Here is a 16,417-nt window from a genome sequence, read left to right as displayed (position 1 = left end):
TTGAGAAAGCTATCAACAGTTTTTTCACAATAGTTATTTTCCGGAAAAAGTTTTGAAAACGATTTCGTTACTACTACTTTTGGGGCATTAAATAACAAACCATGAAATTCGGTATCATCAAAGAAAGAAAGAATCCGCCCGACAGAAGAGTTGTCTTTACACCAGAAGAATTGGTGCGATTGCAAAGCGATTATCCTGATGCACTTGTGAAAGTTGAAAGTTCGGATATCCGAGTTTTCCCTGACGAAGATTATAGTAAATTAGGTATTGAAGTGGCAGAAGATATTTCGGATTGTGAAGTATTTTTTGGAGTAAAGGAAATTCCGGTTGATTATTTGATTCCGAATAAAAAGTACTTTTTCTTTTCGCATACTATAAAAAAGCAACCTTACAACAGAAAGTTGTTGCAAGCCATTTTGGAGAAAAATATTGAATTATACGATCATGAAACGATAGTTGATGCCAATAACAAACGATTGATTGGTTTCGGACGCTATGCCGGAATTGTTGGCGCTTACAACGGTTTTAGAGCTTTCGGCATCAAGTACGAATTGTTCAATTTGCCCAAGGCCGAAACGTTAAACAGCAAGGAAGATTTGGTTGTTCGTTTAAGAAGACAAATTTTCCCTAATCTCAAAATCGTTTTAACCGGCCACGGTAAAGTAGGTATGGGCGCTAAAGAGATTTTGGATGGGATGAAAATCAAACAAGTTTCTGTTGATGATTTCTTGAACAAAGTCTACTCGCAACCGGTTTACACGCAAATTGATGTATTGGATTACAACAAGCGTATAGATGGTCAAGTACTGGATAATAAAGATTTTTACAACAATCCACAAGCCTATACTTCCAATTTTGAGCGTTTTACCAAAGTAGCTGATATTTTTATGGCCGGACATTTCCATGGGAACAATGCGCCGGATATTTTAACACAGGACATGTTGAAAGCCGCAGACTGCAAAATAAAAGTAGTGGCCGATATTTCTTGTGATGTTGATGGTCCGATTGCTTGTACTATTAAAGCTTCAACCATAGCGGAACCATTTTTTGGTTATTTGCCGGGTGAACACAAAGAAGTGCCTTACACACATCCGGGCTCTATAATGGTGATGTCGGTGGATAATTTACCTTGTGAATTGCCTAAAGACGCCAGTGAAGGTTTCGGAGAAATGTTCATGAAATATGTAATTCCGGCTTTCTTTAACGGAGACAAAGACGGCATTTTACAACGCGCTAAAATTACTGAAAACGGTAAATTGACACCTCGTTTCGCTTATTTACAGGATTACGTGGACGGAAAGTAAGCCATCTTTCGTTTTAATGGTATAAGTTTTTTATTTTTGGTTATTAATTCGCCAAAAGTGAAACGTTTACTGTTACATCTCTTTTTATTTTGCTTCGTTTATACCAACGCACAAGAGCTCTTGCCTTTTGTTGAGAATTTCACAAAGAGTAACTACAATGGTGATAACCAAGTATGGAGTGTCGCCCAAGGAAATGACAACGCCATTTACTTTGCCAATAATCATTTTTTACTTCGCTACAATGGCGTGCATTGGGAAAAATACAGTTTACCCAACAAAACCATTATTCGATCTGTTTTTGCCGATGAAGACAAAATCTATTCCGGTTCTTACAATGAATTCGGCTATTGGAAAAGAGTCAACGGCCAATTGCAATATAATTCCTTAACCAAAGGCAAGAACTTTTTTATCGGTGAATCTATTAACGAAGAAATTTGGAAAATTTTCAAACACGATAATAAAATCTATTTCCAATCTTTTAACGAACTCTATGTTTTTGATGGCGTTAAAATCAATAAGATTAGGATTCCTTTTCAAATTTCGTATTGTTTTTTAGTAGACAACAAGATTTATGCTGCCTCAGTAAAAGATGGTGTGTATCTCTTTGAAGATGCCGTTTTTAAAAAGAAAGAATCTTGGCAATTGGTGCGTAACAACATTATCCACGCCATAGAGAAAGCCAAAGGGAAGACCTTTGTTTTTACCCAAAAGAATGGTGTTTTTGTAGAAAACAAAAATGAATTACAGCCTTGGACACATCCGTTAAATGATTTTTTAAAGAAAGAGATTATCATTACCGCAAAAGTGATATCTGATACTAAATTGGTTATCGGTACCGCTTTTCAAGGCGTTTATTTGGTCGATTTAGAAACCAACAGCTACAATAATATCTGTCGTAAAAATGCGCTTAAAAACAATTCTATTCTAAGCATTGGCTTAGACAAAGAAAATGATTTGTGGCTTGGTTTGGATAATGGGATTGCCCACGTCGAAATCAATTCTCCTTACCAAATTTTTTCAGATAATACCGGTATTTTGGGATCAGTGTATACTATGGCGTCATACAAAAACGGCTTGTTGTTGGGTTCTAATCACGGTGTTTTCAAGTATCAAAATAAGACGCTGACTTTATTGCCCAATTCTCAAGGGCAAGTTTGGGACATACTTCAAGAAGGCGATGCTTATTTGATTGGTCATAACGATGGAACTTATAGGTATCAAAATGAGCAACTGCAGCGTGTCAATCAAGTTAGTGGCGGCTGGAAATTTTTGAAAAGTAATTTTCACAACAACTTCTTTTTGGCCCATTATTCGGGTATAGTCATTTTTGACCAACCGAACGATTTGAGCGCTTTTAAGCGAATAGATAACTTAACTAAACCAATCAAAAACATCCTTCAAAACAAGCCAAACGAGTTATGGGCTGTTGATAATTACAGAGGATTGTATCGGATACTGTTTGATGATACTTTTAAGATTAAACAGTTGGAGAATGTTACGCAGAAGAATAAAATTCAGAATGATTTTGCCGTTAAGATGATCAATTTTAACAATGAAGTCCTTTTTTACATTAATGCCAAGTGGTACAATTACAATGCTATCACCAATAAACTTGAATTGAATAGTTTTTTTAACCGTTCATTTTCAGGTGTTTCTGAACTGATTCCGGTAGATGAAAATAATTTTGTTGTACTCAAAGACAAAGCGCTTTACATTATCAATCTAATCGATGGTAAATTTATTTGGCGCTTAATTCCGGAGAAGTATTATGAAGGGAAAATCATCAATCAGGATACCAAGGTTTTCAAAAACAACGACCATTATTTGCTCAATTTGGATGATGGTTTTTTTGCTTTCAAAATACAAAAACCAAAGCCAAAACCACACAGTAGGAGTGTCGTGTTGGAAGCTTATGTTGACGGTAAATTTGGCGGTGATAATGTTGTTATTGCTTATAATAAATCGATTAGTATTGAGGTCATATCCGAATATTTCGGTTATAACAAACAAGAGCTTTTTTATACGTTGGATAATAACTCGGACTATTTGGCACTAAAAAATTCTAACATTGTACTGAATAATTTGTCCAGCGGTAGTCATGAATTGGTTGTTTACTACAACGAAGGCGATCAATACAAACAATTGTCTTCTTTGAACTTTCACGTGGAAAGACCTTGGTATATTTCGTTTTGGATGATTTTAATCTACCTCAGCATCATTTCTGCTTTGTTTTATCTCTATTACAAATGGAACAAAATTCGATATATCGAAAAGTTAAAACTTAAGGAAGAAGAGCTAAAGCATCAAAAGGAAATTTTACACTTAGAGCTAGAAGCCCAAAACAAATTAAAATTACAGGAATACGATAAACATATCTTGGAAGTACAAATACAAGCAAAAGCTTCTGAGGTTGCCGGAAAATCGCTGTCCATTGCCAAACAATCGGAAATGATTGAAAGCATACAGAAACTGCTTGAAAAAGAGAGTGATATTGTTTCTCTTAAAAACAACATCAAGAAAACCATTAAGCTTAATTCAATCAATAAAAAGGAATGGGAAACTTTTGAGAACAACCTATACAAAAGCCATGAAGATTTTATAAAAAGACTTACGTCAAGGTATCCTAAATTGTCTTCCAAAGACATAAAACTATGTATTTATCTGAAAATGAGTTTGTCGTCTAAGGAAATCGCACCTTTGATGAATATTTCCTTCAGAGGCGTAGAGCTTCACCGTTACCGATTAAGGAAAAAGCTTGATTTACAACAAGATATCAATCTTTCTTCTTTTATGAATATGGTATAATCAAAACCTTTTTTTTTCATTATCTGCATTTTTTTTCTTTAAATTTTGTCGATTTGTTATTCTGTGCTACTTCATCAATAGTACATCATTTGCCTTTTATATTGATAAGTTGTTTGTTTTTTTTTAACATTTTAAATTGCTGAATAATAGTTAATTAAAAAATATATTTTAATTTATGATGTAGTTTTGTAGTGTTTTATTAACTGCAACTATAACGATGTAATAGATAAATTTGTTGAAGTATTAACTCATCCTAAACAATTTATGAAAAACATTTATGTACTACTCTCGTTACTGTTTTTCCCAATCTTTGCTTTTTCACAAACCATAGAAGGGAAAATAGTTGATGAAAAAGGTATTGCGCTCATAGGAGCTAACATTACAAATACCACCATGAATTCAAGTACGGTTTCTGACATGGAAGGTGCATTTAAGATCAATGCTAATGTTGGTGACAAGATTAAAGTCGCCATGATTGGTTTTGAGACCAAAACCGTAGAGGCAACTCAAGGAATGCAGGTTACTTTAAAAGAAGAAGTTAACCAGCTTCAAGATGTTGTAATCATTGGTTACGGTACCCGAAAAAAGGTGGATAACACTTCGGTTATTACTTCTTTAAAAGCCGAAGAAATAACCAAAACCAAGGTTTTAAATGCTTCCCAAGCTATTCAGGGTAAAGCTGCCGGAGTTCAGGTTATTGCTTCAGATTCCCCGGGTTCAACACCTAGTGTCATTATTCGTGGATTAGGAACTGCAATTGGCGGTCGAACACCGCTTTTTGTGGTTGATGGTATGCCGGCGGATAACATCAACAATATCAATGCAAATGATATTGTATCGTATGAGATTTTAAAAGATGCTACTGCTAAAGCCATTTACGGTAACAGAGCCGCCAACGGTGTCATCATCATCGAGACTAAAAAAGGAAAAGTAGGCAAATTGGCTGTTGAATTCGAAATGTTTACCGGTTTCAGAAGTCCTTTAAGTGTGGTGAAAATGGCCGGAAGTAATAAGTTTTCATACTATACCAATTTGGCTCTTGGTTCAACTACATTTTCTCAAGACCAACCGGTTAACACGGATTGGTTTAAAGAAATCACCAGAACCGGTCAGTATTCACAAAGCAACCTATCGCTTTCTGGAGGTAGTGAAAATATAAAATACTTCTTTAGTGCAGGCTATTACGATGAAGAAGCAATTCTTAACGGAATGGATTACAGTAGATTAACATTCAGAAATAACAATGAATACAAAGTCTCCAACAAGATTAAGTTATCTCAAAACTTGAGTGTTTCGTATTCAAAGGTAAATCCTAAGCCATTCTCTGCCTTTACAAATGCTTACAAACAATCACCAATTGTTCCGGTTTATTTCCCCTCTGGACAATATGGTGTTTCCTTTGTGGGAGATGACGGTTTTGCTTCTCCAACAGGTTCTTCTTTTAACAATGTGGGTAATCCTGTTGCTCAGCTTGATTTCTTTGATGAGCAACAAAAAAGCATAACACTTCAAGGTGGATTGAAATTAGATATTGACATTTTGAAAGGCTTAAAATATTCCTCTGTTTTCAATGGTGAATATTACACATGGAAAGGTTACAATTACGAAGACACCAAAAATATCTGGTTGGCTGCCGATCCTACTCGTGAAGAAGCCGATTATCCATCAACATCAAATGTTAATTTGTTGACCAGATCTAACGACAGTTATTTCAATTGGAATTTGTCTAACTATCTTACTTTTAACAAGGTGTTTGCCGATATTCACGATGTTGAATTAACCGGTGGTATCGAAGCCTCAAGCAGAGGACCAAGAAGTTTCAGTAAAGTGGTTAGAAGAAATGTAAACGCTAATTCTAATTATTGGTCTTTAAACGGAGTTGATTATGCTTCTAATGTGATAAGCTATAATGATGTTCTCTACAATGAAGTAAAATTAGCGTCTTATTTCGGACGTGTACAATACAAGTTTATGAATAAATACCTATTGACTGCTACGGTAAGACGCGACGGTTCTTCACAATTCGGTGAAGATTACCGATGGGGAACTTTTCCCTCGGTAGGTTTGGGTTGGATTATTACCAATGAAGATTTTGCTAAAAATTTGAAAGGTGTTGATTTGTTAAAATTAAGAGGTGGTTGGGGTAAACTCGGTAACCAAAATGTGCCTTTAAACAGTCAGGCTTTTTCTTCAGGTTTAGATTATTACATTCCGAATTACTTAACCGGAATTACTGTCGATTCTCAAGTAGATCCAAGTCTTTCTTGGGAAGTTACCGAAGAAACCTCTGTTGGTTTGGATTTCGGATTTCTAAGCAACAGATTAACCGGTACATTTGATGTTTACAATAAAAACACCAACAATTTAATTCTTTACACCAGACCATATATCACTGCCGGTTCAAGTCAACAATCACCAGCTCATGTGGGTGAAGTATCAAACAAAGGATTTGAACTTTCTCTAAAATGGAATGATAAAATAAATGATAATTGGACTTACTATGTAAGTGGTAATTTTTCAAACAACAAAAATGCTCTTGAAAGATTGAACAGTTCAAATCTTCCTGATATTCAAGGTGGCGGACTTGGTAACGGGCAATACACTAAGTTGTTAGGTGAATCATCAGTTGGTAAACCATTGGGAAGCTTTTATTTGTATGACTATGCAGGATATGATTCAACTAATGGTCAAATGTTATATTACAAAGCCGACGGGACAACCACTACTCAAGGTGGATTGGAGGAAGCAGACAGAAAATATTTCGGTTCTGTTTTGGCTAAATCCATGTACGGCTTATCATTAGGCTTTACTTATAAAAACTTCGATGTGTCTATGGACAGCTACGGAACTTTAGGATCTAAAGTGTATAACGGTAAAAAAGCCCAACGTTTTTCAGGGGAAAACATTGAAAACTCTTTGGCCTCTGATTTCTGGACACCATCTAACACGAATGCCGGAAATCCCGGTGCTTTCAATCAAGTTCCTGTGGCTTCAACTTACTATCTTGAATCAGGTGATTTCTGGAGAATTAACAACATAACTATCGGATACAAATTACCAAAAACATTCGATGCTATTTCTTCTGCCAGAATTTATTTTAACGCCATTAATCCTTTTATCACTAAAAAATTCTCAGGCTTTTCTCCCGAATTAAACGGTGATGGAAATCCTTACGGAAGCCAAGGCGTAGAGTTAGACGCGTATCCAACGCTTAAATCATTTGTTTTTGGTATTAACCTTAAATTCTAAATTATTATGAAAAAAGTATATTTATCTGTCTTTGTTTTATCGGCGCTGTTTTTCAACGGTTGTTCAGACGACTTTTTGGAGGTAGACCAAACTGAGACCATATCAACAGCTGACTTGGCGCTATTCAATAACGATGAAGGAGCCAAAAGTTTTGTCACTTCAATCTATTCCAAGTTTTTAGATTGGAACATGTCTTCTTTTTCTTGGAACGGAATGTCAAGTATTGCCTCAGATGATGCTGATAAAGGTTCTTCTCCCGGCGATACCGGAACCGATAAAGATTTAATGGATGCATTGACTTACAATGCTTCAAGTATTTCGGTACAAGAAGTTTTTGAAGCCTATTACCAAGGAATCAATCGTTGCAATCAGGCTTTGTATTATATTCCGCAATTGAACAATGCCGATGAAAATTTAAGAGCTCGTCTTATCGGAGAAGCCAAATTCTTGAGAGCTTTCATGTATTTTACTTTGGTAAAGTGTTATGGCGGAGTACCAATCGTTGACCATATTCCGAATCCTTCTTCAGAAGCCGACAGAGTAATGCAATTAACGCGTAAAACTAAAGCCGAAGTCTATGCCTTTATCGAGCAAGATTTAAATGATGCTATTGCTGCTTTACCGGATAGAGGATCTTATGCTCCAAGTGAAAGAAGCAGAGCTTCTGTTGGTGCTGCCAGAGCGCTTTTGGCGAAAGTTTCTCTTTACCAAGAGAAATGGCAAGAGGTAATCAATAATTGTGATGCCGTAACCGGATATTCATTAGCTACTGATTATGCTTCTCAATACAGAGTATCAGGCGAATTCGATAGCGAGTCAATTTTCGAAATTTCAGGAATAGGCTCTTCACCGGCTAAAGGAATTCAAGGGTATTCAGCTTCTCAAGGTGCTCGTGGTGCCGGAGGCTGGGGTTGGGGTTTCAACACACCTTCAGAAAGTTTGGCCAACGCCTATGAATCGGGTGATACAAGAAGAGAAGCGACTATTATTTTTGCTGGTTCTACTTTATACGATGGCAGATTTGTTCCGCTTACAGTTGAAAACCCAAGATACAATATGAAAGCTTATTCTTCTGCCTTTACTGATGGCTGGGAAACCGATGTCAATATAAAATACCTTCGTTATGCTGAAGTTTTATTGATGAAAGCAGAAGCTTTGAACGAATTGGGACAAACTTCAAATGCGATTCCTTTAGTCAACCAAATTAGAAACAGAGCCGGATTAGGCAATACCACTGCAACGTCTCAAGCCGATGTGAGATTGGCAATTTGGAAAGAAAGAAGACTTGAATTGGCTTTTGAGCACGATCGCTTTTTTGATTTGGTAAGAACAGGTCAAGCCGAAGCTGCCTTTGCTGCAGACGGAAAAACGTTTGTGGTAGGTAGACATGAAGTTTTCCCATTACCACAAAAGTTTATTAATGAAGCTGATGGTTTATCAGCTCAAAATCCTAATTACTAATATTAAAAAATTAATTATGAAGAATAGAAATAAAATACTGTACTTGTGTCTGTCGGTATTAGCGACGCAGTTTTTTATCAGCTGTAATCAGGATACTATTGATGAAACCAATACAGCTATACCATATGAACCAATTGGAGGTTATGAAAATTCAGATGATATTGCAGCGGATAACCTGATTGTTAAATGTAGCTTTGAAGAGAATATTACCGATTCAAAATCGGGTATCAGTGATGGTAACGGAACCAATGTTACTTATGAAAACGGCGTAAAAGGAAAAGCCTACAAAGGCTCTTCTTCAGCTTTTATCGGATACAATACCGTTTCTCCGGCTTTGGCTAATGTAAAAAGCATCACGGTCTCTGCATGGATTAAAACCGATCCTCATACCGGTGGCGCTCAATGTTTGTTTATGTTGCCTAAAACTTCTGATTTTTGGGGTAATATTTTTACTCTTATTGAAGGAACAGGTCCGGCCGATACCATGTTGATTAAGAATCATTTGCAAAAAGATGTCACGCCAAGTATTCCTTGGTCTGGCCAATGGTTGGTTCATGACGGTTCTAATGTTTTGACCAATATGTTTGGCAACTGGAAACATTTGGTTTGGACTTACGATGCCGCTACTTCAACTTACAGCATGTATGTTAATGGTCAAAATTTGAATTTACCTAATTCGATAGCCAAAAGATATACCAATGATCCTGCTGCTGGCGGATTACCTTATGGTGATTTAGCCAATTCTGATGTTTCAAAATTTGTAATAGGCGGATTCCAACAACATTTAGGTGCGCCTTGGGGTGCTGCCGACGGTTGGATGTTGCATTATTCCGGTTTGCTTGATGAATTCAGAATTTATGACAAAGCTTTGTCTGATACTGACGTACGTTCTTTATATCTATTAGAGAGCGATAACAGATAATACATTAAAATTGCCCCATCTAAATATACACCCGGTTTAGTGACTGGGTGTATATTTTAAAAATACTAAAATTATGAATAAAAGCATATCGTTTTTTTGGGTAGGACTTTTGTTCTGTTGTTGTTCTTCTTCAACACCAAGTGAAAGTTCAACAGGAACACCCTTACCAACAACTAGTCAAACACCACTCACGGATACCGAATTGCTCGACAAAGTCCAAAGAGATTCGTTTAAATATTTTTGGGATATGGCACATCCCGTTTCAAAATTAGCCCGAGAAAGATACTTGGTTGATGATCCTAATTATGATGCCAATATTGTAACTACCGGTGGCTCAGGTTTTGGATTGATGACTATTTTGGTTGGTATAGAAAGAGGTTTTGTACAGCGTTCAGAAGCTGTTTCTCGACTAACAACAGCATTAAATTTTTTAGAAACTGCTGACCGTTTTCACGGCGCTTGGCCACATTGGATGGATGGAATTACCGGAAATGTTATTCCTTTCGGGAATGTTGATAATGGTGGCGATTTGGTTGAAACTGCTTTCTTGTGTCAGGGATTAATTTGTATTAGAGAATATTTTAAAAACGGCAGTAGTACCGAACAAGCATTGGCTCAGAAAGCCGACTTGCTTTGGAAAGGAGTCGAATGGAATTGGTATACCAAAGGGGAAAATGCTCTATATTGGCATTGGTCACCCAATTATGGTTGGCAAATGAATTTTAAATTAGAAGGTTACAACGAATGTTTACTCACTTATGTGATGGCTGCTGCCTCTCCGGATTATACGGTGCCTGCCACTGCATACCATCAGGCTTGGGCCAGAAACGGTCAAATTGTCAATAGTGCGTCTCAGTACGGATATCCGGTGATTTTTAATCACAATGGAGCCAACGGTAATGTCGGACCTTTATTTTGGGCTCATTATTCCTACTTGGGTCTCGATCCCAGAGGTTTGACCGACCAATATGCCAACTATTGGAATCTCAATGTAAACCATTCCAAAATTATTAATAAATATTGTATAGCAAATCCACAAGGTTGGGACGGTTATTCTGAAAAATGTTGGGGATTGACAGCCAGTTATTCCCGAAACAATGATGGTTCTACCGGTTACTCAGCGCATCAACCTAATAATGATTTAGGGGTTATTTCACCAACTGCAGCACTTTCCTCATTTCCTTATACACCGGATGAGTCGTTCAAATTTTTGCGATACTTGTATAATGAAAAAAGGGATCGCTATGTTGGAGTGGCCGGACCGTATGATGCTTTTTCTCCGCATCATGATTGGGTTACCAAAAGATATTTGGCTATCGACCAAGGAACCATCGTTCCCATGATAGAAAATTACAGGACAGGCTTTTTGTGGAATTTATTCATGCAAGCTCCGGAAGTGCAAAGCGGATTGCAAACGTTAGGCTTTACCTCAACACAACACGGATTTTAAAGAGCTATGAGAATTAAAACAATTCAAATTATTATAGCCCTAGGTTTTTCTTTGATGACTTTTGCTCAGGAAACTAAAGGCTCGTTTGCTAAAGAAGTCAAAGTTAAGTTGTCTTTGAACTACATCTTGCAACTCCCTGAAAACCAAAAAGAAAAATTCCCTTTGCTGGTTTTTCTTCACGGTTCGGGTGAAAGAGGAACGGATTTGGAGTTGGTTAAAAACCATAGTCCTTTTACTTATCAACATTTAATTCCATCACCGGTAGCCATATTGGCGCCGCAATGTCCGGAAAATGTTTGGTGGGATTCAACCGCTCTATACCAATTGATTTTGGATATATCCGAAAAATACAATATAGATAAGTCAAGGATTTATCTAACCGGTCTTAGTATGGGCGGCTGGGGAACTTGGAAACTCGCAGAAGAGCACCCGGAGTTGTTTGCGGCCATAGCTCCTATTTGTGCTCCTGTCGACAGAATGATGCTGATTAACGCCGATAAACTGAAAGATATGCCGCTTAAAATCTATCACGGTGCTTTAGATGATGTAGTGCTGCCAACAGACTCAATCGAAATGTATCAAAAATTAAAAGGAATTAATAAAACGGCAGAGCTGATTCTTTTTTCAAATGACAATCACAACAGTTGGGATTCGACTTATTCTAACCCTAAGTTTTACGAATGGTTATTGGCCCAACACAAATAAAATTAAATTTTCGGATGCGACTTTACAACAACCTCATATTTTCCTTATTAATAATTACTTCTGTAACATTTGCGCAGAAGAAAACGGCTAAGCCTACTATTGCTCCAAAGGAAATTTTCGTTTCTCAGCTTTTGGCAAAGATGACTTTAGAAGAAAAAATCGGCCAACTGAACTTACCCACTTCCGGCGATATTACTACCGGTCAAGCCAATAGTTCCAACATCGCCAAAAAAATAGAAGAAGGCAAAGTAGGAGGTTTGTTCAATATAAAATCGGTGCAAAAAATTAAAGAGGTACAAAAAATTGCCGTAGAGAGAAGTCGCTTGAAAATTCCGCTTCTTTTTGGAATGGACGTAATTCACGGCTACGAAACCACTTTCCCAATTCCGCTTGGATTGTCTTGTACTTGGGATATGAATTTGATTAAACGCAGTGCCCAAATTGCTGCTCATGAGGCCAGTGCCGATGGCATCAACTGGACATTTTCACCCATGGTTGACATTTCTCGCGACCCGAGATGGGGCAGAATTTCCGAAGGTTCCGGTGAAGATCCTTATTTGGGAAGCCAGATTGCCAAAGCAATGGTGAGCGGTTACCAAGGGGATGACTTAATGAAAAACAATACCATTTTATCTTGTGTGAAGCATTTTGCGCTGTATGGTGCGCCTGAAGCAGGACGTGACTACAACACTGTAGATATGAGTAAAATCAGAATGTACAACGATTACCTGCCGCCTTACAAAGCAGCTGTTGATGCCGGAACAGCTTCCGTAATGGCTTCTTTCAATGAAATTGACGGTATTCCGGCTACGGGAAATAAATGGTTGTTGACAGATTTACTCCGAAAAGATTGGGGTTTTAAAGGTTTTGTGGTGACCGATTATACCGGTATCAACGAAATGACGGATCACGGCATGGGCGATTTGCAAACGGTATCGGCTTTGGCACTAAACGCTGGAGTAGAAATGGATATGGTAGGCGAAGGTTTTTTAACAACACTCCAAAAGTCACTTGCTGAAGGCAAGGTTACTATCGCTCAAATTGACCGAGCTGTCACGTTGATTTTAAATGCCAAATACGATTTAGGTTTATTCCACGATCCTTACAAATACTGCGATACCAATCGCGCTAAAACAGAAATTTTCACCTCAGCACATCGAAACGAGGCTCGTAAAATAGCCGCAGAATCCTTGGTTTTACTTAAAAATGAAGGCCAGTTGCTACCGCTTAAAAAATCGGGAACTATTGCTCTAATTGGCCCTTTGGCTGAGGCTAAAGAAAACATGGCCGGTACTTGGAGTGTTGCTACCAAGCAAGAAAACTCGATTTCTTTGTTCAATGGTATGAAGTCGGTTGTAAGCAACTCGGCCAAAATCCTTTATGCCAAAGGCAGTAATTTAGATTATGATGCGGCTTATGAAGAAAGAGCTACCATGTTTGGCAAAACCCTACACAGAGATCAAAGAACCAATGAACAACTTTTAGCAGAAGCCTTGCAAATAGCTAATCAGTCCGATGTAATTGTAGCTGCTTTGGGAGAATCTGCCGAAATGAGCGGGGAATCCAGTAGCCGAACCAATTTGGAAATCCCAAAAGCGCAAAAAGATTTGTTACAACAGCTGATTAAAACAGGAAAACCGGTTGTATTGGTTTTGTTTGACGGGCGTCCGTTGGTAATAACCGAAGAAAATAAAGCTGTTCCAGCCATTTTAAACGTTTGGTTTCCGGGTAGTGAAGCCGGTTACGCCATAGCCGATGTGCTGTTTGGCGATGTTAATCCGTCCGGAAAATTATCGGCTACATTCCCAAGAAGTGTCGGACAAGTTCCGATTTATTATGCCGCTAAAAATACCGGAAGACCATTAGGAAATAAACAAGGAAATTTTGAAAAATTCAGATCTAATTACCTAGATGAGCGCAACGAACCTTTGTTTCCTTTCGGTTTTGGATTGAGCTATACGGCTTTCAAATATTCAAATTTAAGATTGTCTGCCAATACGATGAAGAGCAATGATAAGCTTCAAGCGTTTGTTGATGTTACCAATACCGGAAATTTCGATGGTAAAGAAGTTGTGCAATTATACATCAGAGATTTGGTAGGTTCGGTTACACGACCGATTAAAGAATTAAAAGGGTTCAAAAAAATAAGCTTAAAGAAAGGCGAAACGCAAACCGTTTCCTTCGAAATTACAGTAGAAGATTTGAAATTCTATAACTCCGATTTGCAGTTTGTAGCAGAGCCGGGAAGATTTCAACTATTCATCGGAACCAATTCCGATACCACCGATAAAATAGAATTTGATTTGGTTAATTAGTTTAATGTTTACTTCGAAGAAAAACCCTTTGGTATGTAATGACTAAAGGGTTTTTTTAAAGTAAATAGTAATTTCTATCTTTAGCAAAAATATCTAACATGAAAAAAATACTATTGCTTTCGCTTTTATTTATCCTTAACAGCTTGAACGCTCAAGTGCTTGAATCACCTTCCAAAGCGCTTAAACTCAATTTTCAATTGACGCCAAACGGCAAACCTTCGTATTCGTTAACCTACAAGAACAAGCCGGTTGTGTTAAACAGCTTGTTAGGTGTTTATCTCAAAGGCGATAGCGACCTGGCCTCTAATTTTAAAATTGACAGCATTGGAATGACTACTTTCAATGAATCATGGAAACCTGTTCTGGGAGAGCAATCTAAGATAGTAAATCATTACAATCAATTAACGGCAGCTCTATCACAAACCGGAAGTAAAAGAAGGGTGAATATCATTTTTAAACTCTATGATGAAGGCTTGGCTTTTCGATACGAATTTCCAAAACAACAAAATCTGAATTATTTCATTATCTCTGATGAAAAATCAGAATTCAATTTGGCCGGAAACCACAAAACATTTTGGATTCCCGGCGATTTCGATAGTCAGGAATACGCCTACAACGAAACCTTATTGTCTGAGGTAAATTCGGCTAAAATCGATATGAATAACGGTATCGGTTTGAAATCAATCGCCGGTAACTTTATGGTGCAATCACCTTTGATGATGAAGTCTGCCGACAATTTGTACCTCAATATTTTTGAAGCAGCGGTAGTGAATTATCCGGTGATGCATTTGGACTTAAATCCGACCACTTTTGCCTTAACCTCTCATTTGGTTCCGAATGCCATAGGCGATAAAGCGTATTTGCAAACGCCTAGTGTTTCGCCTTGGAGAACCATAATGGTAAGTGATGATGCTCGTGATATAGTAAGTTCTAAAATGATATTAAATTTAAATGAACCTTCTAAAATTGACGATACATCTTGGATTAAACCTATGAAATATGTTGGTATTTGGTGGGAAATGCACGTGGGTAAATCTACTTGGGATTATGCCGGAAGTCAGAATGCCCAAAACACCGAATCGAGAGAATTAATTGCCAGCGGTAAACACGGTGCCACTACAGCCAATACCAAAAGATACATCGATTTTGCGGCCAAACACGGATTTGACGGTGTTTTGGTTGAAGGTTGGAATGTAGGCTGGGAAGATTGGTTTGGCAATTGGAAAGAAGATGTGTTCGATTTTACCACACCTTATCCGGATTACGATTTGGCCGAAATTAATGCTTATGCGAAATCTAAAGGCGTTAAAATGATCATGCACCATGAAACTTCAGGTTCAGTGGCGAATTACGAAAGACATTTGGATCGCGCTCTGGAATTGATGAAAAAATATGGTTATCCTGCTGCTAAATCAGGGTATGTAGGTCGCATTATTCCACGCGGAGAATTTCACGACGGGCAAACTATGGTGAATCATTTCAACTTTGTAGCCCGAAGATTTGCCGATTACAAAATGATGGTCAACTCACACGAAAGTTCGCGTCCAACCGGTTACCACAGAACCTATCCGAATTACATAGCTGCTGAAGCAGCACGCGGAAACGAATTCAACGCTTGGAGTGTGGGCAATCCGCCTATGCACGAAACCATTCTGCCTTTTACCCGATTGTTAGGCGGTCCGATGGATTATACACCGGGTATTTTTGAAATCAAAATGAGTGTGTACGATAAAAATAAAAAAGAGCAAGTTCACACCACTTTAGCCAAGCAATTGGCCTTGTATGTAACCATGTATTCGCCTTTACAAATGGCAGCCGATTTACCGGAGAACTATGAAAAATATCCGGATGCTTTTCAGTTTATCAAAGACGTGGCAGCCGATTGGGATGATAGTAATTATTTGGAAGCCGAACCCGGAGATTATCTGACAGTTGCACGTAAAGCCAAGGGTAAAGAGGAATGGTTTTTAGGCGCCATCACTGATGAGAATGCCAGAAAGACCAAAATCAATTTGAGTTTCTTGACACCGGGCAAAAAATACAAAGCGGTAATTTACCAAGACGGTAAAACTGCACATTGGGAAAAAAATCCTATCAATTATGAAATCATTACAAAAACAGTTACCTACAAAGATTTTATCCAATTAAATTTAGCGGCGGGAGGCGGAACAGCTATCAGTTTTACACCTATCAATTAAATCAATTT

The 16,417-nt window shown here is 37.8% G+C and carries 9 protein-coding genes; all 9 read left to right on the top strand.

Going from position 1 to position 16,417, the window contains the following annotated elements; translation table 11 throughout:
• Positions 1-101: 101 nt before the first annotated feature.
• The 9 genes from SK086_RS07740 to SK086_RS07700 all read left to right on the top strand — a co-directional run bounded on the left by SK086_RS07740 (position 102) and on the right by SK086_RS07700 (position 16,409).
• Positions 102-1,304, top strand: a complete 1,203-nt coding sequence (locus SK086_RS07740; RefSeq protein WP_324690759.1) for an NAD(P)-dependent oxidoreductase — start codon at positions 102-104, stop codon at positions 1,302-1,304.
• 57 nt (positions 1,305-1,361) lie between these two features.
• A complete protein-coding gene (locus tag SK086_RS07735) occupies positions 1,362-4,109 on the top strand; it encodes a helix-turn-helix and ligand-binding sensor domain-containing protein (RefSeq protein ID WP_324690758.1) in 2,748 nt (915 codons plus the stop codon).
• 264 nt (positions 4,110-4,373) lie between these two features.
• A complete protein-coding gene (locus tag SK086_RS07730; RefSeq protein ID WP_324690757.1) occupies positions 4,374-7,358 on the top strand; it encodes a SusC/RagA family TonB-linked outer membrane protein in 2,985 nt (994 codons plus the stop codon).
• A 6-nt stretch (positions 7,359-7,364) separates the two neighbouring features.
• Positions 7,365-8,819, top strand: a complete 1,455-nt coding sequence (locus SK086_RS07725) for a RagB/SusD family nutrient uptake outer membrane protein (RefSeq protein ID WP_324690756.1) — start codon at positions 7,365-7,367, stop codon at positions 8,817-8,819.
• A gap of 16 nt (positions 8,820-8,835) precedes the next feature.
• Entirely contained in the window at positions 8,836-9,741 is a 906-nt protein-coding gene (locus SK086_RS07720; RefSeq protein WP_324690755.1) for a LamG domain-containing protein, read from the top strand.
• Positions 9,742-9,814: 73 nt separating this feature from the next.
• Positions 9,815-11,191, top strand: a complete 1,377-nt coding sequence (locus SK086_RS07715; RefSeq protein ID WP_324690754.1) for a glucoamylase family protein — start codon at positions 9,815-9,817, stop codon at positions 11,189-11,191.
• A gap of 6 nt (positions 11,192-11,197) precedes the next feature.
• The gene (locus SK086_RS07710; RefSeq protein ID WP_324690753.1) at positions 11,198-11,896 is read left to right on the top strand and encodes a carboxylesterase family protein; all 699 of its coding nucleotides are present in this window, start codon (positions 11,198-11,200) and stop codon (positions 11,894-11,896) included.
• Positions 11,897-11,910: 14 nt separating this feature from the next.
• Positions 11,911-14,211, top strand: a complete 2,301-nt coding sequence (bglX, locus tag SK086_RS07705) for a beta-glucosidase BglX (protein WP_324690752.1) — start codon at positions 11,911-11,913, stop codon at positions 14,209-14,211.
• Positions 14,212-14,309: 98 nt separating this feature from the next.
• Positions 14,310-16,409, top strand: coding sequence for a glycoside hydrolase family 97 protein (locus SK086_RS07700; protein ID WP_324690751.1), 2,100 nt, complete (start codon positions 14,310-14,312; stop codon positions 16,407-16,409).
• Positions 16,410-16,417 lie beyond the last annotated feature (8 nt).

The sequence above is a fragment of the Flavobacterium cheonhonense genome (genome assembly GCF_035671315.1).
Classification (GTDB): Bacteria; Bacteroidota; Bacteroidia; order Flavobacteriales; family Flavobacteriaceae; genus Flavobacterium; species Flavobacterium cheonhonense.
The sequence above is the reverse complement of the archived record's forward strand: the minus strand, read 5'-3'. Positions and strand labels throughout refer to the sequence as shown.

Excerpts from the sequence above, each read along its gene's own strand:
- SK086_RS07740 (WP_324690759.1), top strand. The coding sequence starts at position 102 with ATGAAATTCGGTATCATCAAAGAAAGAAAGAATCCGCCCGACAGAAGA.
- SK086_RS07730 (WP_324690757.1), top strand. The coding sequence starts at position 4,374 with ATGAAAAACATTTATGTACTACTCTCGTTACTGTTTTTCCCAATCTTT.
- SK086_RS07725 (WP_324690756.1), top strand. The coding sequence starts at position 7,365 with ATGAAAAAAGTATATTTATCTGTCTTTGTTTTATCGGCGCTGTTTTTC.
- SK086_RS07720 (WP_324690755.1), top strand. The coding sequence starts at position 8,836 with ATGAAGAATAGAAATAAAATACTGTACTTGTGTCTGTCGGTATTAGCG.
- SK086_RS07715 (WP_324690754.1), top strand. The coding sequence starts at position 9,815 with ATGAATAAAAGCATATCGTTTTTTTGGGTAGGACTTTTGTTCTGTTGT.
- SK086_RS07710 (WP_324690753.1), top strand. The coding sequence starts at position 11,198 with ATGAGAATTAAAACAATTCAAATTATTATAGCCCTAGGTTTTTCTTTG.
- bglX (WP_324690752.1), top strand. The coding sequence starts at position 11,911 with ATGCGACTTTACAACAACCTCATATTTTCCTTATTAATAATTACTTCT.
- SK086_RS07700 (WP_324690751.1), top strand. The coding sequence starts at position 14,310 with ATGAAAAAAATACTATTGCTTTCGCTTTTATTTATCCTTAACAGCTTG.